The 25,412-nt window shown below is 55.0% G+C and carries 19 protein-coding genes; 18 read left to right on the forward strand and 1 reads right to left on the reverse strand.

From position 1 onward, the window contains the following. Positions 1-72: 72 nt before the first annotated feature. The 14 genes from NQ490_RS13955 to pepF all read left to right on the forward strand — a co-directional run bounded on the left by NQ490_RS13955 (position 73) and on the right by pepF (position 19,595). Complete coding sequence (locus NQ490_RS13955) at positions 73-414, forward strand: helix-turn-helix domain-containing protein (protein WP_050764683.1); 342 nt, start codon at positions 73-75, stop codon at positions 412-414. Continuing rightward, complete coding sequence (locus tag NQ490_RS13960) at positions 398-802, forward strand: ImmA/IrrE family metallo-endopeptidase (protein WP_007046540.1); 405 nt, start codon at positions 398-400, stop codon at positions 800-802. The genes NQ490_RS13955 and NQ490_RS13960 overlap by 17 nt, the downstream gene beginning before the upstream one ends. 41 nt (positions 803-843) lie before the next feature. Further along, positions 844-2,346, forward strand: coding sequence for a GIY-YIG nuclease family protein (locus tag NQ490_RS13965; RefSeq protein WP_242654980.1), 1,503 nt, complete (start codon positions 844-846; stop codon positions 2,344-2,346). A 33-nt stretch (positions 2,347-2,379) separates the two neighbouring features. Further along, positions 2,380-2,757 (forward strand): PH domain-containing protein, encoded by a 378-nt coding sequence (locus NQ490_RS13970; protein ID WP_007046538.1) that lies wholly within the window; start codon positions 2,380-2,382, stop codon positions 2,755-2,757. A gap of 145 nt (positions 2,758-2,902) precedes the next feature. Beyond that, entirely contained in the window at positions 2,903-4,036 is a 1,134-nt protein-coding gene (locus NQ490_RS13975) for a tyrosine-type recombinase/integrase (protein WP_147644661.1), read from the forward strand. A gap of 355 nt (positions 4,037-4,391) precedes the next feature. Beyond that, positions 4,392-4,598 (forward strand): 50S ribosomal protein L31, encoded by a 207-nt coding sequence (gene rpmE / locus NQ490_RS13980; RefSeq protein ID WP_040917610.1) that lies wholly within the window; start codon positions 4,392-4,394, stop codon positions 4,596-4,598. 66 nt (positions 4,599-4,664) lie between these two features. Then, on the forward strand, positions 4,665-5,282 hold the full coding sequence (locus NQ490_RS13985) for an IMPACT family protein (RefSeq protein ID WP_007046535.1): 618 nt from the start codon (positions 4,665-4,667) through the stop codon (positions 5,280-5,282). Between the two features lie 89 nt (positions 5,283-5,371). Then, the gene (locus NQ490_RS13990; protein WP_040917608.1) at positions 5,372-6,373 is read left to right on the forward strand and encodes a deoxyguanosinetriphosphate triphosphohydrolase; all 1,002 of its coding nucleotides are present in this window, start codon (positions 5,372-5,374) and stop codon (positions 6,371-6,373) included. 32 nt (positions 6,374-6,405) lie between these two features. Continuing rightward, complete coding sequence (gene dnaG / locus NQ490_RS13995) at positions 6,406-8,196, forward strand: DNA primase (protein WP_007046533.1); 1,791 nt, start codon at positions 6,406-6,408, stop codon at positions 8,194-8,196. A gap of 79 nt (positions 8,197-8,275) precedes the next feature. After that, the gene (gene rpoD / locus NQ490_RS14000; protein WP_007046532.1) at positions 8,276-9,370 is read left to right on the forward strand and encodes an RNA polymerase sigma factor RpoD; all 1,095 of its coding nucleotides are present in this window, start codon (positions 8,276-8,278) and stop codon (positions 9,368-9,370) included. Positions 9,371-9,825: 455 nt separating this feature from the next. Then, positions 9,826-13,656: a DNA-directed RNA polymerase subunit beta gene (gene rpoB / locus NQ490_RS14005; RefSeq protein ID WP_007046529.1), complete on the forward strand. Its 3,831-nt coding sequence runs from the start codon at positions 9,826-9,828 to the stop codon at positions 13,654-13,656. A 47-nt stretch (positions 13,657-13,703) separates the two neighbouring features. Further along, a complete protein-coding gene (gene rpoC, locus NQ490_RS14010) occupies positions 13,704-17,306 on the forward strand; it encodes a DNA-directed RNA polymerase subunit beta' (RefSeq protein WP_007046528.1) in 3,603 nt (1,200 codons plus the stop codon). A 117-nt stretch (positions 17,307-17,423) separates the two neighbouring features. Next, positions 17,424-17,777, forward strand: a complete 354-nt coding sequence (locus NQ490_RS14015; RefSeq protein ID WP_007046527.1) for an arsenate reductase family protein — start codon at positions 17,424-17,426, stop codon at positions 17,775-17,777. A gap of 12 nt (positions 17,778-17,789) precedes the next feature. Then, entirely contained in the window at positions 17,790-19,595 is a 1,806-nt protein-coding gene (pepF, locus tag NQ490_RS14020; protein WP_007046526.1) for an oligoendopeptidase F, read from the forward strand. Between the two features lie 93 nt (positions 19,596-19,688). On the opposite strand, the gene NQ490_RS14025 is transcribed toward pepF, so the two are convergent. After that, complete coding sequence (locus tag NQ490_RS14025; RefSeq protein WP_007046524.1) at positions 19,689-20,309, reverse strand: hypothetical protein; 621 nt, start codon at positions 20,307-20,309, stop codon at positions 19,689-19,691. A gap of 577 nt (positions 20,310-20,886) precedes the next feature. Between NQ490_RS14025 and rpsL the strand changes: the two genes are divergently transcribed. The 4 genes from rpsL (at position 20,887) to tuf (ending at position 25,344) form a co-directional block, all read left to right on the forward strand. After that, a complete protein-coding gene (rpsL, locus tag NQ490_RS14030; protein ID WP_007046523.1) occupies positions 20,887-21,312 on the forward strand; it encodes a 30S ribosomal protein S12 in 426 nt (141 codons plus the stop codon). Between the two features lie 108 nt (positions 21,313-21,420). Beyond that, on the forward strand, positions 21,421-21,891 hold the full coding sequence (gene rpsG, locus NQ490_RS14035; protein ID WP_007046522.1) for a 30S ribosomal protein S7: 471 nt from the start codon (positions 21,421-21,423) through the stop codon (positions 21,889-21,891). Between the two features lie 55 nt (positions 21,892-21,946). Continuing rightward, positions 21,947-24,043, forward strand: a complete 2,097-nt coding sequence (gene fusA / locus NQ490_RS14040; protein ID WP_040917607.1) for an elongation factor G — start codon at positions 21,947-21,949, stop codon at positions 24,041-24,043. 95 nt (positions 24,044-24,138) lie between these two features. Continuing rightward, positions 24,139-25,344, forward strand: coding sequence for an elongation factor Tu (gene tuf / locus NQ490_RS14045; protein ID WP_007046520.1), 1,206 nt, complete (start codon positions 24,139-24,141; stop codon positions 25,342-25,344). Positions 25,345-25,412 lie beyond the last annotated feature (68 nt).

The following is a 25,412-nucleotide window of genomic DNA, read 5'->3' on the forward strand; positions in this document are numbered from 1 at the left end:
GTTAGAATGTCAACATAAAAATCTGAATTTGGTTAGTTTTGGCGCTCTGCACAAAAAGGGGCGTTGAGAATTGTGTTTTATGATGTGTACACAGAACTATGCCGGCAGAAGGGAATCAGCCGCAGCCGTGCGGCAGCAGAGATGGGGTTGAGCAATTCCACGGTGACCAAATGGAAAAAGACCGGGGCGACGCCTTCGGGAGAAACGATGACAAAGATCGCTGCCTACTTCGGTGTTTCTGTGGATGATCTGCTTAAACAAGAAAAAGACCTTGCCCCCAAGAGCAAGGTCACAGACGAGGATATCAAGTTCGCACTGTTTGGCGGCGGGCCCGTATCGGATGCCCAGTATGAGGAAGTCAAGCAGTTTGTACGGTTTATAAAGGAGCGCGATGCCCATGGGAAAAAAGAATGATTTCCATGCTATTGCAGAAAACAATGGGATAGAGATCGTTTCCTTCCGGCTTCCCACGGTGGATAGTATGTCTGCAGAAATTGATGGCCGGTGCTACATTGCGGTGGATAATTCCCGCCATCACACAGCCACCGAGGAGGAAGTGCGCATCGGTCATGAACTGGGGCATTGCCTGTATGGGGGATTCTATACACGGAATACCCCTTACGATGTGATGGAGCGCCACGAGGTGCGCGCCGATCGCTGGTATATCAAGCGCGCCATTCCGCGCCGGACCTTGTTCCGGTTACTGGGAAAAGGGTATGACGCCTGGGAAATCGCCGAGCAGCTGAATACCACCGAGGAATATGTCCGCCGTGCGTACTACTACTATAAGGAGAATCCGTAAAGGGTTGTTGTGGAAGATTCGGTTTGATAGGAGTGTAAATTTTGGCAAAGTGTAAAAAATGCGGACGAAAAGGATTTTTCCTGAAACTGACGGATGGCTTGTGTGATAATTGCCACTCTACAATGTTGATGGAGCAAGAGCAGTCTAAAATCAAAGCGGATATTGAGGTCCTGAAAGAAGAACTTTCTGATCATCAGAAGTTGTACGACCGTATTGCCCAGGAAGCCCGTGAAAAGGGAACGGCCCAGGCCAAAGAGGAAGAAAAGGAAATCTCAGCCCGGGTAGAGGACCTGCGGAAAGTTGTTGATGAGCAGTCAGCCAAACTGAACGACATACTGGATCAAAAAGCAAAGGCCGAAAAAAGCGTTGCTGCATCCGAGAGAAAGGTGCTCCGCAGTAGGGAACTTGTCAAGGCAATCCAGCACGCCTGTGAAACTTTCGATAGCCTTGATGATGGACATGAGGCAAAGCAAGCGGCTGAAGATGCGGAGGAGTTCCTGAAGCCGACGGTCACCTTGAACTTGCAGTGTCTGGATATGCGTGACCTTCGCAAGCGGTACCGCCAAAATGAAAAGAACATTGAAAAAACCCTGGAAAAGTATAAAAGCCGGTATACCACAAAGACCAATATGACCATTTACCGGTTGATGGTTATTGCCCTTTCCGCAGAGCTGCAGAATGTTTTGCACAATATCAGTTACGGCAAGCTGGAAGATGCTTTGCAGGATATTAAAACCATTACGCAAAAGTATTATGATATTGCCACCGATGGCAATCAAAATATCGCTCCAACCGTTAAAAAATTCATTGGAGAAATTGACTACTACTTCCAGGAAGCTGTCAAAATCGAGTATGAATATTACGTCCAGAAGGAACGAGCCCGTGAAGAGCAGCGGGCCATTCGGGAGCAAATGCGGCAGGAAGCCGAGGAACGTCGCGAACTGGAGCGGCAACGCAAACAGATTGAAAAAGAGGAAAGCAAGTTCCAGGATCAGATCGGTCAGTTGAACGAGCAGATGGCTCAGTCTCAGGATGACGAAAAAACAAAGCTGCTGCAGGCCCGTATTGAAGAATTGCAGCGCCAGCTCGCATCGGTATCGGAGCAGCGCGAAAAGATTGTTCAGTTGCAAAACGGAAAAGCCGGCAATGTGTATGTTATCAGTAATATTGGCTCTTTCGGTGAAAATGTCTTCAAAATCGGTATGACGCGACGTTTGGAACCGATGGATCGTGTCAACGAATTGGGCAACGCCAGTGTCCCGTTCCCGTTTGATGTTCATTCGCTGATTTTCTCGGATGATGCCGTAGGGCTGGAAACAAAACTACATCATATGCTCAATGACCAGCGTGTTAATAAGGTGAATCTCCGCAAAGAGTTTTTCCGGGTTTCGCTCGACGATATCGAAAAACTTGTGGAAGAAGTGGCACCCACAGCTGAATTCAAACGCACAGCACTGGCAGAGCAGTATCGGCAGAGCTTGTCCATTACTCACGTCTCAGAAAACCCGGCGAGCAGTTCTGAAGACGATGGTGAAGAAGAATGATTCGATTTCTGCAAAGGGAGAAAGGAAAATCTTATGATTGATTTTAAAAACGCAAACTACATCAAGTTGGCACCAGTGGATGCAAAAGCTTTCTCAGGGATGATCGAGCCGATGTTTGTTCCCGGCGAAGAAATTCTGCAGGCGTTCAAGAGCATCCGGGATGGGATCGTCTTCACTAACAAGCGAATCTTTGCCATCAATGTGCAGGGAATCACCGGAAAGAAGAAGGACTTTACCTCGCTTCCGTACAGTAAAATCCAGTGCTTTTCTGTGGAAACCGCCGGTGTGTTGGATTTGGACAGTGAGTTGGAACTGTGGTTCAGTGGCCTTGGAAAGGTGAAGTTTGAATTCACCAGCAATGCGGACGTGGCAGCAATCTGCCGTAGCATCAGCGGGTTCGTTCTCCAATAATAAGAAGAAAAAACGCCACCGGTGCTGGAACACCAGAGGCGTTTGAATAGATCAGCTTGCACGAAGGCATAACCCGACCTAGTCCAATTCGGATTATACCACCTCCGGGCAGGCTTTGACAAGTGTACCCTTTGGAGGTGGTTTTGTGTTGTGTATTCGCTGCCGCCGCGAGATTCCCGACGACTCCCGACTGTGCTGTTACTGTGGCAAGCGTCAGGTCGGTGCGCCGGCGCCCCAGCGCCGCCAGCGCCGACGGCCTCGTGGGCAGGGGAGTGTGTGGAAAGACCCTCGCAACCATGACCGGCCCTGGGTGGCCCGGGCGGCGGACGGCACCTACATCGGCTGTTTCGCGGAATCCAGCGAGGCGGTGCGGGAGCTGGATGCAGTGAATGCCCGTCTGATCGCACCCGACCGGCAGATGTACACCCTGGCCGATGTTTACGACCGATGGAGCGTGCTGCATTTTCCTAAGATCACAAAGTCAGCCCAACAGTCCTACAAGAACGCCTACCGCAAGGCGGAGCCGCTGCAGGGGCGCCGCATGATGGATCTGAAAACTGAAGACTATCAGGAAATCATTACCGATATGGCTGCACATAAAGCGAGCCGCAGCCTGTGCGAGAAGCAGCGCCAACTGTTCAGCCAGCTTTGCCAGTATGCCATGCGCCAGGACATTATTAACACAAACTATGCCCAGGGGTTAGTACTTCCCAGCGCCAGTGCCCCGCAGACGCGGGTCTTGAGCGAAGCAGAGGTAGAGGCAATCTGGTCTATGGCAGACGATAAGCGCCTGGGGGAAACAGCCCGCATTGCACTGGTACTGATCTACACCGGAATGCGCTTGAACGAACTGCTCACAGCCCGCCGGACAAACGTGCATTTGGAGGCGGGTTACCTGGTAGGCGGTGAAAAGACCGAAGCTGGCCGTGACCGTGTGATTCCTCTGCATACGGATGTACAACCTTTCATTCGAGAATGGCTGAATGGGAACGATACTGACTTTCTGATTCCGTCCAAGTATGGCATCCCGCGAGACCACAACAATGTGCGCAAGTCCTTCGGCAGTCTGATGAAAAAACTGGAAATCCAGGGCGTAAAGCCCCACACCTGCCGTCACACTGCTGCCACCAAGATGATGGCTTCTGGACTGGCTCCGGAGGTGGTGAAGCAGATCCTTGGGCACGCCGATATTACCACGACGCTCAACATTTATACACATCCTGACGTCAGTTTGCTGGTGAACGGTATGGCAACTATAAATTGGCGTAAGCCTGTATAAGACCTGTATAAACCCGCTTTTTGGCGTTGCAACGTGCAGGAGACTGGACTTCCCAAGCAGTAGGTGGCGAGTTCGAGACTCGTATCCCGCTCCAAAAATGCCTTGCCAGTAGGTGATATTACCGCTGCGCAAGGCGTTTCTTTTTTGAAGGCTGCCATCTGGGTATTTTCGCCGCTTTGCGAGGAAATCCTTGACAACGGGTTCTTTTTCTGCTAAAATACTTTAGCAATCGTTCAGATGGCTGCTCCATTCGCACAGGATGGTGAATGCTGGTAGCCGCAATTCGAAGATTGTGATGAGCACATATATCAAGTATGGCTCCCGTAATCATGATCGAGAAAGAGGTGAAATAACCATGAAGAAGGGCATCCATCCGAACTATGTGGACTGCACCATTACCTGTGCCTGCGGCAACGTGATTCACACTCGTGACACCAAACCGGAGATCCACGTGGAAGTTTGTAGCAAGTGCCATCCGTTCTATACCGGCAAGCAGAAGCTGGTCGATACCGGTGGCCGTGTCGAGCGCTTCAAGCGCCGTTATGCCAACGTCGGCAAATAAATTTGTTTGCACTGTACCCCAGATGGCGACATCTGGGGTATTTTTGGCTGTCTGTGAGGAATTTTCATGTCCGATTACAAGACCATCCGCGGGGTGTCAACTTTCACTTATGAAGAAAAGAGAAGCCGGTTTATTGCAACGGCTGCTTTCGCGGACACCGAAGAAAAGGCGCTGGCGGTCCTTAACGGGGTGCGTGCTGCCAACCGTACCGCCCGGCATAATGTATATGCGTATGTACTGCAAAACGGCCGTACGCGCTATTCTGATGACGGAGAACCCGCCAAAACTGCGGGAACACCGGTGCTGGAAGCTATCGGCCATGCGGAACTATCCGATGTGATTGTAGTGGTAACCCGGTATTTTGGCGGCATTCTGCTGGGAACCGGTGGGCTGGTGCGTGCCTACACAGCAGCGGCATCAGGTGCGCTTCAGCAGGCGGAACTGGTCAGTATGCGCCTGGTGGTAGATTGCAGTCTGCAGGTGCCCTATGCACTGTTTGAACAGGTACAGCGGATAATCTTGGCCTCGGGAGCCAGATTGCAGGAACCTGTTTTTGCCGATGCGGTCACGCTGCTGTGGCGTATGCCGGCTGGGAAAGAGACTGCTTTGTGCGCCTCTTTGTCGGAATTGACCCGTGGGGCGGCACAGGTGATGGTTTCGGCACCATCCTATGCGCCTTTTTGAAAAAAATCTGAAAATTCCGGCAAAAATAAAGTCTTTTGCACGGTTTTATCGTACTTATATATAGAGACCAACGAAAGGGGGCGGATTCTGTGACGATTCGAGAAGAAACCGAGGCGATTGAGCGCCAGACTTTTAGCCGCTACGCAACGCTGAGTGAGCACAGTCGTGGCCGCCGGGGGGCGGAGGAACAAGATCCGATCCGCCCGTGTTTTCAGCGGGACCGGGACCGGATTCTGCACTGCAAGGCGTTCCGTCGCCTCAAGCAGAAAACACAGGTGTTTCTCTCTCCGGAGGGAGATCATTACCGTACCCGGCTGACGCATACACTGGAGGTCAGCCAGATCGCCCGGACGATTTCGAGGGCGCTGCGCCTGAACGAGGATCTGACCGAAGCCATTGCGCTGGGACATGATCTGGGTCATACGCCGTTTGGCCATGCGGGGGAGCGGGCCCTCAATCGTCTGTGCCCGGGTGGGTTTACGCACTTTCGCCAGAGCCTTCGGGTAGTGGATTATCTGGAAAAAGACGGCAAGGGCCTTAATCTGAGCTGGGAGGTCCGCAACGGTATCATCACGCACACTACAGGCACATGGGCGCGCACGCCGGAGGGCTGCGTGGTGCGCAGGGCGGATCATATCGCTTTCCTGAATCATGACATTGAGGATGCGGTGGGGGCCGGGGTGCTGGATCCGCGTCAGATCCCGCCGGAGGCTACGGCAGTTTTGGGAAATACCAAATCCCAGCGCATCACTACCATGATTACAGATCTTGTGGAGCACAGCCAGAATGGTCGTATCAATTTTTCTCCGGAGGTGGAGGCGGCCTATGCGGTCCTCAAGGATTTCATGTATTCTACGGTCTACGTGGACCGGGAAGCCAAACGGGAAGAAAAAAAGGTGGACAAGCTGATCGAAGGGCTGTATGAGAGGCTGTGCGGGGATCCGGACCTGTTGCCGAACTTTTATCTGCAAATTGCCTACAACGAGGGCGTGGACCGGGCCGCTACCGACTACATCAGCGGGATGAGTGATGAATTTGCCACCCGGTTGTTTGTAGAATGGTTTGTGCCGCAAAAATGGCAGGTTTTGTGATTGCTGCTTTTCCATAAAGGAGGTGGAGCGGATTGATTCCACAGGAATACATACAGGAAGTTGTGCGCCGCAATGACATCGAGGAGGTCATTGGCCAGTATGTGCAATTGCGGCGGCGCGGCAGGACGCTGAGCGGTCTGTGTCCGTTCCACAACGAAAAAACGCCTTCCTTCGTGGTTTATCCTGATACCCAGAGCTTTTATTGCTTCGGATGCGGCGCGGCGGGCGATGTTATAAACTTTGTGCGCAAGTACAATAATCTCGGGTATGTGGAAAGTGTCAAACAGCTGGCGTCCCGAGCAGGAATGCCTCTTCCCGAGGAAGAAGACAAGGAGGCTCGTGCCCGTCAGCGTCTGCTGGAAATCAATCGCTGCGCAGCACGGTACTTTTATGAGCAGCTTAACGCCAAAACGCCGGAAGCGGCTTTGGCGCGGCGGTACTGGAAAGAAAAGCGCGGCCTGTCCGATGCGGCCATCCGTCGGTTTGGACTGGGCTATGCACCGGAAGATTTCAGCGGCCTTTTGCATTATCTGCGGCGCCGCGGATTCCGGGAGGATGAACTGGAGCATTCCGGTCTTATCAAGCGAAGCGCCAAGGGCAATCTGTATGATATTTTCCGTCATCGGGTGATGGTGCCCATTATTGACGTGCGAGGCTCCATTATCGCGTTTGGAGGCCGTGTTCTGGATGATTCCAAACCCAAGTATATCAACAGCCCGGAAACGGTGGTCTATCATAAATCCCGCACCCTGTTTGCGCTCAATATTGCCAAAAAGTCTGCCAGCAAGCGTTACATCCTTTGTGAAGGCTACATGGATGTGATCTCCATGCATGAAGCGGGCTTTGATACGGCGGTGTGCGCCTGCGGTACGGCTCTGACGCCGGAACAGGTCAAGCTTCTGAGCGAGTATGCCGATGAAGTGGTCCTGAGCTATGACTCGGACGAGGCCGGGCAGAAGGCCACGGAGCGCAGCCTGGGACTGTTTGCCAACAGTCCTGTAAAGGTCAGTGTATTGAGCTATCAGGGCGCCAAGGATCCTGATGAATTCATCAAAAAGTATGGGCGGGAACGGTTTGATATGCTGCTCAACGGCACGGCCAATCCCACCGAGTTTCAGCTGAAAAAGGCCAAGGCCAAATATGATCTGCGCAGTGACGACGGCCGGCTCAACTACATCCGGGAGGCCATTGATATCCTCACCGGGCACGGCGTGACCCCTACGGCACGGGACGTCTATGCGGGACGCCTTGCCGAGGAAACGGGTGTAGCCAAACAGGCCATTCTCTCCCAGATGCAGGGAGCATTGCGGGCGGCTGATCGACGCAGCCATCGCAAAGAGCAGAAAGAAATGGTCCAAAAGGGGATTGCGGCGGATATCCGGGTGCCCTACACGCAGGGCGGCGATGCGGCACTGGGGGCTGCCAGTGCCAGCCGCCAGTTGGTGGCGGCGCTGCTCCAGGACCCTGATGAGGTTCCTTATGTACGTGCCCGGCTGAATATGGACACCATCCTGCTGCCAGAGATGCAGCAGGCACTGCAAGCAATTTTTCGCTGTGCGGAGGAAAAGCAGCCCGTTAATCTGACCTCCCTGCAGCAGAGACTGGACGATAAAGCTTTCCAACAGGTGGCGCTGGCGCAGGCACAGAACCATGACCAGAAGCTGGCACAGCGGGATATCGATATGTACCTGGAGCGTTTGCAGAACGCCAAACCCATCAGTGAGCGGGTAGCCGGCACCAGTGATGATCAGTTCCTGAACTTTTTTGCCAATGTAAAAAAGGAAAAGGGCGTGCAGGAGCCGCCGCCGGAAACCGACGGGTGAATTTCCGCAGCAGATAAATCATCTCCCCGCGCGGAAACGCGCAGTGTACCAATAGAAAACCAAAAGGAGAAACGTACTTATGGCAGAGAAAAAAGATCCCATTCGCAGCTTGATCGAAAACGGCCGTCGCAGCGGCAAACTGACCAACACCGAGATCGGTGATGCGATGGAGGAAAGCGGCCACGTTCTGGACGTGGAGCAGATGGAAAAGCTCTACGAAGAACTGGAAAGCAACGGCATCGAAGTGGTGGACGACGACGCGTCGGACGCAGCGGATGTGGCGCTGACCGAGGACAATGTGGACGACTTTGAGGAAAGCCTGAATACCGACGGCATTACCATTGATGACCCGGTCAAGGTATACCTGAAAGAGATCGGCCGTGTGCCCCTTCTGACGCCGGAAGAGGAAATCGACCTGGCTCTGAAGATTCAGGCCGGTGGCCCCGAAGGGGAAAAGGCCAAACAGCGCCTGAGCGAAGCCAACCTCCGTCTGGTTGTTTCCATCGCCAAGCGGTATGTGGGGCGTGGTATGCAGTTCCTTGATCTGATCCAGGAAGGTAACCTGGGCCTGATCAAGGCGGTTGAAAAGTTCGATCATACCAAAGGCTTTAAATTCTCCACCTATGCCACCTGGTGGATCCGTCAGGCGATTACCCGTGCCATTGCCGATCAGGCCCGCACCATCCGCATTCCGGTACACATGGTCGAGACGATCAACAAGGTCAAGAAGGTTTCCAGTCAGCTCCTGCATGAGTACGGGCATGACCCCAGTGCCGAGGAGATTGCGGAACGTCTGGATATGTCGGTGGACAAAGTCCGCGAAATCATGCGGGTGGCCCAGGAACCTGTCAGCCTGGAGACCCCTATCGGTGAGGAGGAGGACAGCCATCTGGGGGACTTCATTCCCGACGATGACGCTCCCGTCCCGGCCGAGGCTGCCAGCCAGACGCTGCTGAAAGAACAGCTGGCCGACGTGCTCAAGACGCTGACTCCGCGTGAGGAAAAGGTGCTGCGCCTGCGTTTTGGTCTGGAAGACGGACGCCCCCGCACGCTGGAAGAAGTGGGTAAGGAGTTCAACGTGACCCGTGAACGTATCCGCCAGATCGAAGCCAAGGCACTTCGCAAGCTGCGTCATCCCAGCCGCAGCAAGAAACTGCGCGATTTCCTGGATTAATTTTGTATGGATCAGAGCCCCGGCCGATTTTCGGCCGGGGCTCTGGCTGTGCAGGGGCTTTTCCAAAAGTCAAGAGTGTGCTCGCACAAAAAGACGAGCGGCAGGTTGTGAAAAATGCCCAAAAAGGCCCTTTGGAACAGTGTGGACGGATTTGTCAAGGCGATGGGCAAGGTGCAAAATCGTCAAAATGCCGAAAATAACCTACACGCACCCGGGCGTATCATAACGAAGACAAAAGTTGTAAAAAAGCCCCGAAAAGCCTTGACAATAAGGGTTTTAGCCTGTATACTAAATCAGTATCACAAAAATGGAATAGAGCGCCCTAAGGGGATTTTGCAAAAATGCGAAAACCTCAAAATTTGTGGAAAATGCCGAATATGGCTTCTTTCGCAAAGGCCTCTTTGGGTGGCTTTCGCCAACTTTGTCAATCTATGGAATAGGAGTGGTCGCGTTTTATGGTAAAGGTCAAGCCCGTACAAAACGGCAGAACGACCCGCATGAGTTTTTCCCGTATCAACGAAGTGATTGATATGCCCAATCTCATCGAGATCCAGAAAAACTCTTACAACTGGTTCCTTCAGGAAGGTCTGCATGAGGTCTTCCATGACATTGCCGCGATCGAGGACTACACCGGAAATCTGGTGCTGGAATTCGTCGATTACCGGCTGGACAAGAACCCCAAGTACTCCATTAAAGAATGTAAGGAGCGGGACGCCACCTATGCGGCGCCCCTGTATGTCACGGCCCGGCTGTTCAACAAGCAGACCGGTGAGGTGAAGGAGCAGGAAATCTTCATGGGCGACTTCCCGCTCATGACCGATTCCGGTACTTTCATCTCCAACGGTGCCGAGCGTGCCATCGTCAGCCAGCTGGTCCGTTCTCCCGGTGTGTTCTACGGCTCCAGCAAGGACCGTACCGGCAAGGACCTGTTCACCGCAACCATGAACCCCAACCGCGGCGCCTGGCTGGAATACGAGACCGACTCCCAGGACGTTTTCTATGTCCGTATCGACAAGAACCGCAAGCTGCCTGTCACCACGCTGATCCGTGCGCTGGGTCTTGGCACCGATGAGCAGATCCGTCAGTTCTTCGGCAACTCGGAGCCCAAGATCAACGCTTCCCTGGAGAAGGACATCACCCACTCCACGGAGGAAGGCCTGCTGGAAGTTTACCGCAAGCTGCGCCCCGGCGAGCCCCCGACGGTGGAAAACTCCCGCAGCCACCTGAATTCGCTGTTCTTTGACCCGCGCCGCTACGATCTGGCTCGCTTTGGCCGCTACAAGATGAATAATAAACTCGCGCTGGCCCGCCGCATTGCCGGTTACAAGGCTGCCGAGGATATCATTGCACCCCTGACCGGCGAACTGCTGGTTGCGAAGGGTGAAAAGATCAACACCGCCAAGGCCAATGAGATCGACGCCGCTGGTGTGACCCGTGTGGTTGTGCTTGTGGAGCGCAAGGGCGAGGAGAGCACCCCGGTAATCGTCATCTCCAACGGCTGTGTGGATGCCCAGCCCTTCTTCAGCTTCGATGTGGATGCTGAGTGCGGCATCAACGAGCGTGCCAACTTTGCTGAGATCCGTAAGATCCTGGATGCCACTTCGGATCCCGAAGAGCAGAAGGAATTGCTGCGCCAGAATCATGATGTGCTGATCAGCCGTACTGTCACGGTGGACGATATTTTTGCATCCATCAACTACCTGATCGGTCTGGACCACGGCATCGGCGTTACTGACGAGATCGACCATCTGGGCAACCGTCGTGTGCGCAGTGTGGGTGAGTTGCTGCAGAACCAGTTCCGCATCGGCTTCTCCCGCATGGAACGCGTCATCCGCGAGCGTATGACCCTGCAGAACCAGGAAAACGGCGAGATCACCCCGCAGAGCCTGGTCAACATCCGCCCGGTTGTGGCCGCTATCAAAGAATTCATCGGTTCCAGCCCGCTGTCCCAGTTCATGGACCAGAACAACCCGCTGGCCGAATTGACCCATAAGCGCCGTCTGTCCGCTCTGGGCCCTGGCGGTCTGTCCCGTGACCGTGCCGGCTTCGAAGTCCGCGACGTTCACTATACCCATTACGGCCGTCTGTGCCCCATTGAGACCCCTGAAGGCCCCAACATCGGTCTGATCTCTTACCTGGCTACCTATGCCAAGATCAACAAGTACGGCTTTGTGGAAGCACCTTACCGCCGTGTGGACAAGGCCACCGGCGTGGTTACCGACGAAGTGGTCTACATGACCGCCGACGTGGAAGATGAATATATCGTTGCCCAGGCCAATGAACCTCTGGACGAGAACAATCGTTTTGTCCGTCCCCGCGTTTCCGGCCGTCACCGCAACGACATCCAGGAGTTTGAAGCCAGTCAGGTCGACTTCATGGACGTTTCTCCGCGAATGATGGTTTCCGTCGCTACGGCCTGCATCCCGTTCCTCGAGAACGATGACTGTAACCGTGCACTGATGGGCTCCAACATGCAGCGGCAGGCTGTGCCTCTGATGGTCACTCAGCAGCCCATTGTGGCCACCGGTATGGAATACAAAGCAGCCACCGACTCCGGCGTCTGCATCCTGGCCGCCCATGATGGCACTGTGGAGTACGTGGATGCCGAGAAGATTGTTGTCCGCTGCGCCGATGGTTCTGCCGACACCTATGAACTGATCAAGTTCATGCGCTCCAACCAGGGCAACTGCAACAACCAGCGTCCCATCGTCCAGGTGGGCGATGCGGTCAAGACCGGCGATGTGCTGGCCGACGGCCCCGCCACCAAGAACGGCGAGATCAGCCTGGGCAAAAATGCTCTGGTAGGCTTCATGACCTGGGAAGGTTACAACTACGAGGACGCCGTCCTGCTCAACGAGAAGCTGGTGCGTGAGGACGTCTATACCTCCATTCATATTGAAGAGTATGAGACCGAGGCCCGTGACACCAAGCTGGGACCTGAAGAAATCACCCGCGACATCCCCAACGTCGGCGATGACGCGCTGAAGGATCTGGACGATCGCGGCATTATCCGCATTGGCGCTGAGGTCAAGACCGGCGACATCCTGGTTGGTAAGGTCACCCCGAAGGGCGAGACCGAACTCACCGCCGAGGAGCGCCTGCTGCGCGCCATCTTCGGTGAGAAAGCCCGCGAAGTCCGCGATACCTCGCTGCGTGTGCCTCATGGTGCCTACGGTATCGTGGTGGACATTAAGGTCTTTACCCCCGAAAACAGCGATGAACTGCAGCCCGGCGTCCGTATGTGCGTGCGCTGCTACATCGCGCAGAAACGTAAGATCAGCGTCGGCGACAAGATGGCCGGCCGTCACGGCAACAAGGGTGTTGTTTCCCGCATTCTGCCGCAGGAGGATATGCCTTTCCTGCCCGACGGCACGCCGCTGGATATCGTGCTGAACCCCCTGGGCGTTCCCTCCCGTATGAACATCGGTCAGGTGCTGGAAGTCAACCTGGGCTATGTGGCCAAGGCTCTGGGCTGGAAGGTGCAGACCCCTGTCTTCGATGGTGCGCACGAATCCGATCTGCGTGATTGCTTCGCAGAAGCCCGCACCAAGTGGCACGGCGAAAACGCCCCTGAGTATCCCACCAAGCTGGACCGCCTGATGGGCGAGAAGGGCCACATCATCGACTTCTCCAAGATCGACCTGACCGATGACGGCAAGACCACTGTCTACGATGGCCGTACCGGCGAACAGTTCCCCAATAAGGTTACCGTCGGCTATATGTACTACCTCAAGCTGCATCACCTGGTCGACGATAAGATCCATGCCCGTTCCACCGGCCCCTACTCCATGGTCACCCAGCAGCCTCTGGGCGGCAAAGCGCAGTTCGGCGGCCAGCGCTTCGGCGAGATGGAAGTCTGGGCTCTGGAAGCTTACGGCGCCGCTTACACCCTGCAGGAGATCCTGACCATCAAGTCCGACGACGTTGTGGGTCGTGTCAAGACCTACGAGGCCATCGTCAAGGGCGATCCTATCCCGCGTCCCGGTATCCCCGAGAGTTTCCGCGTTATGCTCAAGGAGCTGCAGAGCCTGGGCCTGGATATCGTTGTGCAGGATAAGGAAGGCAATCCCGTGGATATGCGTCAGGAATTTGACGACGATGACAGCAGCTTTGAAGGCAGCGATTACGAAGTGGGCAACAATGTCCTGGTCGAGAGCGAGCTGCAGGATGACTACAGCGTGAAGGATGCTGACGAGGGCTTTGATGACGATCTGGATGAGGACAGCGAGCCCAGTGCCGATGACCTGGCCAAGATCGAGATGGACGATCCCTTCGACGATGAATAATGTTTCGCTGTATCGTGTGTCATACTTGAATTGAGAGGGTTCGCTGAATGGAAAATAAAGAATTCGCTTCGATTAAGATTGGCCTTGCCTCCCCGGACCAGATCCGCGCCTGGAGCTATGGCGAGGTCACCAAACCCGAAACCATCAACTACCGTACCCTGAAGCCGGAACGCGACGGCCTGTACTGCGAGCGCATTTTTGGACCCACCAAGGACTGGGAATGCCACTGCGGCAAGTACAAGCGCATCCGCTATAAGGGCAAGATCTGCGACAAGTGCGGCGTGGAAGTCACCCGCGCCAAGGTTCGCCGCGAGCGTATGGGTCACATCGAACTGGCCGCGCCCGTGTCCCACATCTGGTATTTCAAGGGCATTCCCAGCCGCATTGGCCTGATGCTGGACATCAGCCCCCGTCAGCTGGACAAAGTCCTGTACTTCGCCAACTACATTGTCACCGATCCCGGTTTCACGCCGCTGGAGAAAAAGCAGCTGCTGACCGAGCGCGAGTACAAGGAGATGCGCGAGAAGTACGAAGATACGTTTGAAGCTGGCATGGGTGCTGAAGCTATCCAGAAACTGCTGGCTGAGATCGATCTGGAAAAGCTCTCCGCTGAGCTGCGTGAGGAGCTGGAAAAATCCAATGGCCAGAAGCGCGTGCGCCTGCTCAAGCGTCTGGAAGCTGTTGAGGCTTTCATCGAGAGCAATCAGCGCCCCGAGTGGATGATCCTGACGGTTATCCCCGTGATCCCGCCGGATCTGCGCCCGCTGCTGCAGCTGGATGGTGGCCGCTTTGCGACCTCCGACCTGAATGATCTGTACCGCCGCGTGATCAACCGTAACAACCGCCTGAAGCGTCTGCTGGAGTTGGGTGCGCCTGACATTATCGTGCGCAACGAGAAGCGTATGCTGCAGGAGGCGGTGGACGCTCTGATCGATAACGGTCGCCGCGGCCGTCCGGTCACCGGCGCCAACAACCGTGCGCTGAAGAGTCTGTCTGATATGCTCAAGGGCAAGCAGGGCCGCTTCCGCCAGAACCTGCTGGGCAAGCGTGTTGACTACTCCGGCCGTTCTGTTATCGTTGTCGGCCCCGAATTGAAGATGTATCAGTGCGGTCTGCCGAAGGAGATGGCCCTTGAACTCTTCAAGCCCTTCGTCATGAAGGACCTGGTGGAGAAGGAGAAGGCCAACAACATCAAGTCCGCCCGCAAGATGGTGGAGCGTGCCCGTCCTGAGGTCTGGGACTCTCTGGAAACCGTCATCAAGGGCCATCCGGTCCTCCTGAACCGTGCACCTACGCTGCACCGTCTGGGCATCCAGGCGTTCGAGCCGGTGCTGGTGGAAGGCCGCGCCATCAAGCTGCACCCCCTGGTTTGCACGCCGTTCAACGCCGACTTCGACGGTGACCAGATGGCCGTCCATCTGCCGCTGTCCAAGGAAGCTCAGCGCGAGGCCAAGATGCTGATGCTGGCGTCCGGCAACCTGTTGAAGCCCTCTGACGGCGAACCCGTCACCGTGCCCACGCAGGATATGATCCTGGGCAGCTACTACCTGACGCTGGTCAACCCCGACGATAAGGGCCATGGCAAGATCTTCCGCGATGAGGACGAGGCTATGATGGCCTACTCCGAAGGCTTGATCACACTGCAGGCGCCCATCAAGGTGCGCCGCACCATGACCTTTGACGGTGTGGAGGAGAGCGCTCTGGTGGATACCACCATGGGTCAGATCATCTTCAATAACCCGATCCCACAGGATCTGGGCTATGTCGACCGCACCGATCCGGAGCACAAGTTCGACTACGAGATGAATCCCCGCACCCTGAAGATCGCTTCGGGCGGCAAGTCCGACAAGCTGACCAAGAAGGGCCTGCCTGACATCATCAGCCGCTGCCTGACCAAGCATGGCACCAAGGCCTGCGCCATTATGCTGGATGCCATCAAGGCACAGGGCTACAAGTATTCCACGCTGTCTGCCATCACCGTTGCGGTGCCGGACGCGATTATCCCCGAAGAGAAGCCGGCCATCCTGGCGGCTGCCGACAAGAAGATCGAGAAGGTCATGAAGAACTTCAACCGCGGTCTTATTTCGGACGAGGAGCGTTATCGCAGCACCGTCGCCATCTGGCAGGAGGCCACCGAGCAGGTTTCCGAGGCTCTGGGCAACAACCTGCGCCAGAACCACCAGCGCAACCCCATCTATATGATGTCCGATTCCGGTGCCCGTGGTTCTATGGACCAGATCAAGCAGCTGGCCGGTATGCGCGGCCTGCTTGCCAATACAGCCGGTAAGACGCTGGAAATGCCTATTCGCGCCAACTACCGTGAAGGCCTGAATATCCTGGAATACTTCATTTCTTCTCGAGGCGCCCGTAAAGGCCTGGCCGATACCGCGCTTCGTACCGCCGACTCTGGTTACCTGACCCGCCGTCTGGTCGACGTCTCTCAGGAAGTTATCATCCGCGAGGAAGACTGCCACGCTACCGAGGGTATCTGGGTCCGTGAAATCAGCGAGGGCAATTCGGTCGTCGAGTCCTTCAAGGAACGTTTGAATGGCCGTTACGCGCTGCATGACGTCTATGATCCGAACACCGGCGAACTGCTGGTCAGCAAGGACAAGATGATGGACATGTTCGATGCCGAGAAGATTGCTAACGCCGGCATCACCGAGCTGGAAATCCGCTCGGTCATGACCTGCCGTGCCCATGTGGGTGTCTGCGCCCGCTGCTACGGCTCCAACATGTCCAACGGCGAGTGCGTCAAGGTCGGCGAGAGTGTCGGTATCATCGCTGCTGAATCCATCGGCGAGCCCGGTACCCAGCTGACCATGCGTACCTTCCATACCGGTGGTATTGCATCGGCCGAAGATATTACCCAGGGTCTTCCTCGTGTTGAGGAACTGTTCGAGAGCCGTCGTCCCAAGGCAATGGCCATCATGAGCGAGATCGCCGGTACCGTCCACATTGACGATACCAAGAAGAGTCGACATGCCGAGATCAACGGCTTTGACGACAACGGCGCGCCCATTACCAAGAGCTATCTGATCCCGTTCGGTCAGCGCCTCAAGGTTATGGAGGGCGACGAGGTACAGAAGGGCGCTCTGCTCACCGAAGGCCACGCCTATCCGCAGGATATTCTGGCCATTCAGGGCCCCATCGCCACCCAGAACTACCTGATCAGCGAAGTGCAGAAGGTTTACCGTCTGCAGGGCGTTGATATCAATGATAAGCATATCGAAGTCATTGTGCGTCAGATGATGCGCAAAGTCCGTATTGAGGATGCTGGCTCCAGCGACTTTATCGTCGGCAGCACGGTCAATCGCCGTGATGTCATGATCAAGAACGAGGAGATTCAGGCCCGCATCGATGCAGGCGAGACCGATCTGAAGCTCGTGCAGGCCAGCCAAGTCTTGCTGGGTATCACCAAGTCCAGCCTGGCGACGGACTCCTTCCTGTCTGCCGCTTCCTTCCAGGAGACTACCCGTGTCCTGACGGAAGCCGCCATTAAGGGCAAGACCGACCCGCTGGCCGGCCTGAAGGAGAACGTTATCATCGGTAAGCTGATTCCCGCTGGTACTGGTCTGCCGGAGGTCGAGAAGGAGCTCGAAGAGGCGGAAATCGCCCGCGATGCTGCTGAGGCTGCTTACGACCACTAATCCATAAAAACGATCCCCGTCACTTTGGTGGCGGGGATTTTTGCGTTGGTTGACGCTGTAAAAAGAAGTGGGTATAATTGGGTATACTGAACCAAGAATCCGAAAGGGAGTGATCTTGTGCTGTTTTTGCAGTATCCGACCTGCTCGACCTGCCAGAAGGCCAGAAAGTGGCTGGATGAACATGATGTATCTTACGAAGCACGCCATATTAAGGAAGAAAATCCTACCAAGGAGGAACTGCGTAGCTGGTATACGCGCAGCGGACTGCCGCTCAAACGTTTTTTCAATACCAGCGGCCTTGCCTACAAATCCATGGGGCTCAAAGATAAATTGTCGGGTATGTCGGAGGAGGAGCAGCTGGCGCTGCTTGCTACGGATGGAATGCTGGTCAAGCGTCCGCTGTTGGTGACGGATGACTTTGTGCTGGTGGGGTTCAAACCAGCCGAGTGGGAACAAGCACTGAGAAAATAAGGAGGGGCTACGATGTCCGAAACACAAGTGCTCAAAGAACGCGATGAAATGGATCCCCGATATCAGTGGGATCTGACGCCGATGTACCATGACGATGCCGCCTGGGAGGCGGATTTCGCCACTTTGGACGATCAGGTGCAGGCGATGACCGCCTTTGCCGGAACGTTGAAAGACGCTGTCTCCATCGGAGCTTACCTGGATGCGGGAACGGATTTGTCTCGTAAGCTGTCCAACCTGTACTGCTATGCTTCGTTGCGCCGCAGTGAGGATACCCGCGCGGAGGCTGGGCAGAGTATGTACGCCCGCATCACGGCCAAGTATGTACAGGCAATGGCTGCCATCTCCTTTGCGGAACCGGAGATCCTCTCGCTGCCTGAAGAAACACTTCAGGAGATTGTCCGGGATGAACAGCTGGCCGACCACAAATTCACGATGGAAAACCTGCTGCGGCAAAAACCGCATACCCTGAGTGCACCGGAAGAAAAACTCCTGGCAACTTTTGGAGAAGCATTGGGCGCACCGTCTGAAATTGCAGATAATCTGCAGGATGCTGACCTGGTTTTTGATTCTGTGCAGGACAGTGCAGGGAATACCGTGGAGGTGACCGGCTCCAACTATATCATGCTCCAGATGTCCCCGGACCGCACGCTGCGCGAAAACGCCTTTGTCAGTTTCTATAAAGGATATCGCCAGCATATCAACACCTTTGCGTCTGCCTACGCCGGTGCGGTAAAGGGAGCCACTGCCGAGGCTGCGGTGCGGCATTATGAATCTTCCCGGGCCATGTCCATGGCGGGGGAGAACATCCCAGGGGAAGTCTACGACAATTTGATTGCTGCGGTACGGAAACACATGCCGGCCATGTACCGGTATGTTGCGCTGCGCAAGAAGATCCTTGGCCTGAAGGAACTGCATTATTATGATGTATATGCACCGCTGGTAGGGGAGGTCAAAGTCCGGTATACCTATGCGCAGGCACAGCAGATGGTATTGGAGGCGGTTAAGCCGTTGGGAAAAGATTACTGCAATCTTGTGCGCAAGGCCTTTGCTGAGCGCTGGATTGATGTTTATCCCAACAAAGGAAAAAGCGGCGGCGCCTACTCCTCCGGCACCTATGACTCTAATCCCTATATTCTGACTAATTTTACCGGTACGCTGGACAGCGTTTCCACCATCGCTCATGAGATGGGACACAGCATGCATACCTGGCACTCCAATCACCATCAGCCGCCCCAGTATGCAGACTACACGCTGTTTGTGGCGGAGGTGGCCTCCACGGTCAATGAGAATCTGTTGATTGAGCAGTTGCTGCAGAAGGAGCAGGAGCCCCAGATGCGGCTGTATCTGCTCAACCAGTACCTGGAAAATTTCAAGGGAACGGTCTATCGCCAGACGATGTTTGCTGAGTTCGAAAAGGAAGCACACGGAATGGCGGAACGTGGGGAGGCGCTCAGTCCGGCTGCCCTGAATGGATTGTACAAGTGCCTTGTGGAAGAGTATTTCGGCCCGGAACTGGTCGTGGATGATGAAGTGCAGTACGAGTGGGCCCGAATCCCGCATTTTTACCGGCCTTTCTACGTTTATAAGTACGCTACCGGCTATTCTACGGCAGTGGCACTCTCGGAGGCCATCCTGAAGGAGGGAGAACCTGCGGTCCGACGCTACCGTGAATTCCTTTCTATGGGCGGCAGTGCGTACCCGCTGGATGAGCTGCGTCATGCGGGTGTGGATCTGGCAACGCCGGAACCGGTGGAGGCAGCGCTGGGAAAATTTGAACGCATTCTTGAGGATGCGGAAAAGACCTTCGCCAAACTTTGATTTCCTTTACGGACAAAAAATCTCCCGCAGGAGAACCTGCGGGAGATTTTTTAAGTACTGGCTGAATTCCGCTCAGGGATGCGGATTCAAGAGTTACTGGCCGAGAACGGCAGCAATATAGGCAGCTTCTTTGGCGGCAACCTGTGCCTGGTAATTCTTCACAGCGGCAGCATAAGCGGCTTCACGCTGATCAGCGGCGGCCTGAGCGGCCTTACCGGCGGCGGCGACAGCGGCTACATCAGCATCAGCCTTCGCCTGGGCAGCTTTCGCGGCGGCCATCACAGCGGCGACATCGGCGTCAGCTTTTGCCTGTGCTTCCTTGGCAGCAGCCATCACAGCGGCGGTGTAAGCGGCTTCCTTGGCAGCAATCTGCTGCTGGTAAGCTTTAACAGCAGCAGCGTAAGCAGCTTCACGCTGGTCGGCGGCAGCCTGAGTGGCCTTACCGGCGGCGATCACAGCAGCAACGTCTGCGTCAGCTTTCGCCTGGGCAGCCTTGCCGGCAGCGATTACGGCGAGGCATTCAGCGTCCGCTTTGGCCTGCGCCTGCTGCGCAGCAGCCTGAACGGCAGCGGTGTAAGCGGCTTCCTTGGCAGCCACCTGTGCCTGATAGGCTTTGACGGCTGCAATGTAATCGCTGTTGGCATCGGCAAATGCCGGTACAGCAAAGGCAGAGACCATGCATACGGAAAGCAGGAACGCGAGCAGTTTTTTCATAATCGATACCTCCTTAATTTGGCGCTCCGTCTGGGAGCTTCCATGCTTTGATTATAACAAGCAAAATAAAAATGTGCAATAGAAATGTGAAAACTAATCGAAAAAGAATTATCACGAAAATTGTGCAATATCAACAAAAACAAAGGGGGATTATGAAAAATCGGCGTGTAAGTCGTCATATATCTGTGAAAGCATTGTGTAAGAAATGTGTAAACGTTGGGAGGGCGCTTGAGAGCAGGAACCATTTTTAAATGAATCCTTATATGATATGGCAGAAAGAATTTTCAGGCAACAATTGGTGACAATTAAGGAGGAGCGTGTTCTGACGGTCCATTCTGTGTGAAGGAAGGGAAATTATAGGTTTTAAACCAATCGGACAGGAAAAAGGCGCGAAAGCTGCAAGTTATAAAAAATCTCTGTTTTGCACGATTTTTCTGGGATTTTTTTGGCAATACTCTTGACAAGCGGGGTTCTATCCTTTAAAATAACAAATGCGTGAGTTTCCGGGGTGAAGTGCGGTCAAAAAGCCGCACAAATTCGAAAACGAGCGTGAATACGTGAAGAAAGGAGAAAAGAAATGCCTACTTTTAACCAGCTCGTGCGCAAAGGCCGTGAGGTCCTGGTTCGCAAGAGCACCGCGCCTGCCCTTCAGAAGAGCTACAACTCTCAGAAGAAGCAGTACACCAACCTGAACAGCCCTCAGAAGCGTGGTGTCTGCACCGCCGTGCGTACCATGACCCCCAAGAAGCCGAACTCTGCTCTGCGTAAAGTTGCCCGTGTCCGCCTCACGAATGGTATCGAGGTCACCTCTTACATTCCTGGTATCGGCCATAACCTGCAAGAGCATAGCGTCGTTCTGATCCGTGGCGGCCGTGTCAAGGATCTTCCCGGTGTCCGTTACCACATCATTCGTGGTACCCTCGACACCCAGGGTGTTGCGAACCGCAACCAGGCCCGCAGCAAATACGGTGCTAAGCGCCCCAAGGCCGGTGCCAAGAAGTAAGGAAACATCTTTTCGCCATAAAATAGGCCAAGCCTTTTTTGTGGCATAACGGGAGTTTCTATACTTTCGAGTACCGATGATATCATTTATGTGAAGGAGGGAAGAAAGATGCCCAGAAGAGGTAATGTCGCGAAACGCGAAGTTCTGGCCGATCCTATTTACAATTCCAAAGTTGTCACCCGTCTGGTCAACTACATCATGCTGGATGGCAAAAAAGGTGTTGCGCAGGAGATCGTTTACGATGCATTTGACATCGTGAAGGAGAAGACCGGCAACGATCCGCTGGAGATGTTCGAGAAGGCGATGGAAAACATCATGCCCAACCTCGAGTGCAAGACCCGTCGTGTCGGCGGCGCCAACTACCAGGTTCCCCTGGAAGTCAGCCCCGCTCGCCGCGAGACCCTCGGCCTGCGCTGGCTGACCCAGTACAGCCGCAGCCGTGGTGAGAAGACCATGTCTGCCCGTCTGGCGGCCGAGATCATCGACGCCACCAACGGTGTCGGCGGTTCTGTGAAGAAGCGCGAGGACACTCACAAGATGGCCGAGGCCAACAAGGCTTTTGCCCACTATCGTTATTGATTCGCTGTCTTAGGAGGTTAAAGCCATGGCGACGCCGAGAGATGTATCTCTGCAAATGACCAGAAACATCGGTATCATGGCCCACATCGACGCAGGTAAGACCACCACCACCGAGCGTATCCTGTACTACACCGGTATCAACCACAAAATCGGTGAGGTGCACGACGGCGCTGCGACGATGGACTGGATGGAACAGGAGCAGGAGCGTGGTATCACCATCACTTCCGCTGCTACCACCTGCTATTGGAGCCATACCGAGACCCAGCACGATCCGGTTCTGTTCAAGAAGAATCGTCATCGTATCAATATCATCGACACCCCGGGCCACGTGGACTTCACCGTTGAAGTCCAGCGCTCCCTGCGCGTGCTGGACGGTTCTGTGACCGTTCTGGCTGCCAAGGGCGGCGTTGAGCCTCAGTCTGAGACCGTCTGGCGTCAGGCTGACGAGTACAAGGTCCCCCGTATGGTGTACGTCAATAAGATGGATACCATGGGTGCCGACTTCTTCCGCTGCGTGCAGATGCTGCATGACCGCCTGCATGCCAACGGTGTGCCCATCCAGCTGCCCATCGGCCAGGAGGATACCTTCAAAGGTATCGTTGACCTGATCGACATGAAGGCTGACGTCTACTATGACGATATGGGTAACGATGTCCGCGTGGAGGAGATTCCCGAGGACATGAAAGAGCAGGCGCAGGAGTACCACGACAAGCTGATCGAGGCTGTCGCCGAAACCGACGAAGACCTGATGATGAAGTACCTGGAAGGCGAAGAGCTGACCAAGGAAGAAATCAAGGCTGCCCTGCGTAAGGCTACCATCTCCAACGAGATCGTGCCTGTTACCTGTGGTTCTTCTTACAAGAACCGCGGCGTTCAGAAGCTGCTGGATGCCATCGTCGACTATATGCCGGCGCCTACCGACGTTGAGGCCATTAGGGGCACCAACCCGGAGACCGGCGAGGAAGAGGATCGTATCTCTTCCGACGACGCTCCGTTCTCCGCGCTGGCGTTCAAGATCATGACCGACCCCTACGTTGGTAAGCTGTGCTTCTTCCGTGTTTACTCCGGTAAGCTGGATGCCGGCACCACCGTGTACAACTCTGTCAAGGATCAGAACGAGCGTATCGGCCGTATCCTGCAGATGCATGCTAACAACCGTAAGGATATCGACACCGTTTACGCGGGTGATATCGCGGCGGCTGTCGGTCTGAAGAACACCACCACCGGCGACACCCTGTGCGACGAGAAGGCTCCCATCGTTCTGGAGAGCATGAACTTCCCCGAGCCCGTTATCCGTGTTGCCATCGAGCCCAAGACCAAGGCCGGCTCCGAAAAGATGGGCATCGCTCTTGCGAAGCTCGCCGAAGAAGACCCGACCTTCAAGACCTGGACCGACGAAGAGACCGGTCAGACCATTATCGCCGGTATGGGCGAGCTCCATCTGGAGATTATCGTCGACCGTCTGCTGCGTGAGTTCAAGGTCGAAGCGAACGTCGGCGCTCCGCAGGTTGCTTACCGCGAAACCATTCGCAAGTCTGCCAACCAGGAGACCAAGTACGCTCGCCAGTCTGGTGGTAAGGGTCAGTATGGTCACGTCAAGATCAAGCTGGAACCCAACCCGGGCAAGGGTTACGAGTTCGTCAACGGCGTTGTTGGCGGCGCGATCCCGAAGGAATATATCCCCGCTGTCGACAATGGTATCCAGGGCGCTATGAAGGCCGGTATTCTGGCTGGCTATCCCGTTGTGGATGTCAAGGTCACTCTGTGGGATGGTTCTTATCATGAAGTCGACTCCTCTGAAATGGCGTTCTCCATCGCCGGTTCTATGGCTTTCAAGGAAGCTATGAAGAAGTGCGATCCCGTCATCATGGAGCCCATCATGAAGGTTGACGTCATCGTTCCTGATGAATATATGGGCAACGTCATCGGCGACCTGAACAGCCGTCGTGGCCAGATCCAGAATCAGGAATCGCAGGACGGCACCGCTCGCGTTACCGCGATGGTTCCTCTGTCCGAGATGTTCGGTTACGCCACCGACCTGCGTTCCAAGACGCAGGGCCGCGGCCAGTATTCCATGGAGCCGGCTGATTACCAGCAGGTGCCCAAGAACATTGCCGACAAGATCATGAATGACCGTGCAAACAAGGCTTAATTCATAAGTTTTACTTGATTTTTTGTACGGAATTTAGTATGATAGCCTTATACAAGGCAAACTAAAATTGTTTTAACTAAAGGAGGATACTTCCAATGGCTGAAAAGGAAAAATTTGACCGCTCTTTGGAGCACGTCAACATTGGCACCATTGGTCACGTTGACCACGGCAAGACCACTCTGACCGCCGCGATCACCAAGACTCTGGCTCTGAAGGGCGACGCCGACTTTATGGATTACTCCAGCATCGACAAGGCTCCCGAAGAGAAGGCTCGTGGTATCACGATCAACACCGCTCACGTTGAGTATCACACCGAGAAGCGTCACTACGCCCACGTTGACTGCCCGGGCCATGCTGACTATATCAAGAACATGATCACCGGTGCTGCTCAGATGGACGGCGCTATCCTGGTCGTTGCTGCTACCGACGGTCCCATGCCCCAGACCCGTGAGCACATCCTGCTCGCCCGTCAGGTTGGCGTGCCCAAGATCGTTGTCTTCATGAACAAGTGCGACATGGTCGACGACGACGAGCTGCTGGATCTGGTCGAAATGGAGATCCGTGAGCTGCTGTCCAGCCAGGGCTTCGATGGCGACAACGCTCCCATCATCCGTGGCTCTGCTCTGAAGGCTCTGGAGTCCACCTCCACCGATCCCGACGCTCCTGAGTACAAGTGCATTTGGGAACTGATGGATGCTGTTGACAGCTACATCCCCACTCCCGACCGCGCTGCTGACAAGCCCTTCCTGATGCCCATCGAGGACGTTATGACCATCTCTGGCCGTGGCACTGTTGCCACCGGTCGTGTTGAGCGTGGTACCGCCCATGTCGGCGATCAGATGGAAATCGTCGGCATCAAGGAAGAGAAGCTGACCACCACCATCACTGGCCTTGAAATGTTCCGCAAGAGCCTGGAGTACGCTCAGGCTGGCGACAACATCGGCGCTCTGCTGCGTGGTATCGACCGTGATCAGATCGAGCGTGGCCAGGTTCTGGCTGTTCCCGGCTCTGTTCATCCCCACACCACCTTCGACGGTCACGTTTACGTCCTGAAGAAGGAAGAGGGCGGCCGTCATACCCCGTTCTTCAACAACTATCGTCCTCAGTTCTACTTCCGCACCACCGACGTTACCGGCATCATCACCCTGCCCGAGGGCACCGAGATGTGCATGCCCGGCGACAACGTCGATATGCATGTTGAGCTGATCACCCCCGTTGCCATGGAAGAAGGCATGCGCTTCGCTATCCGTGAAGGCGGCCACACCGTTGGTTCCGGCGTTGTTTCCAAGATCGAGAAGTAATTTCCCGCTCTAAAACAGCAATCCAGGCAGGCATCTACCGCAAGGCAGATGCCTGCCTTTTTGTATAG

Origin of the sequence: Subdoligranulum variabile (assembly GCF_025152575.1) — a bacterium.
GTDB lineage: Bacteria > Bacillota > Clostridia > Oscillospirales > Ruminococcaceae > Gemmiger > Gemmiger variabilis.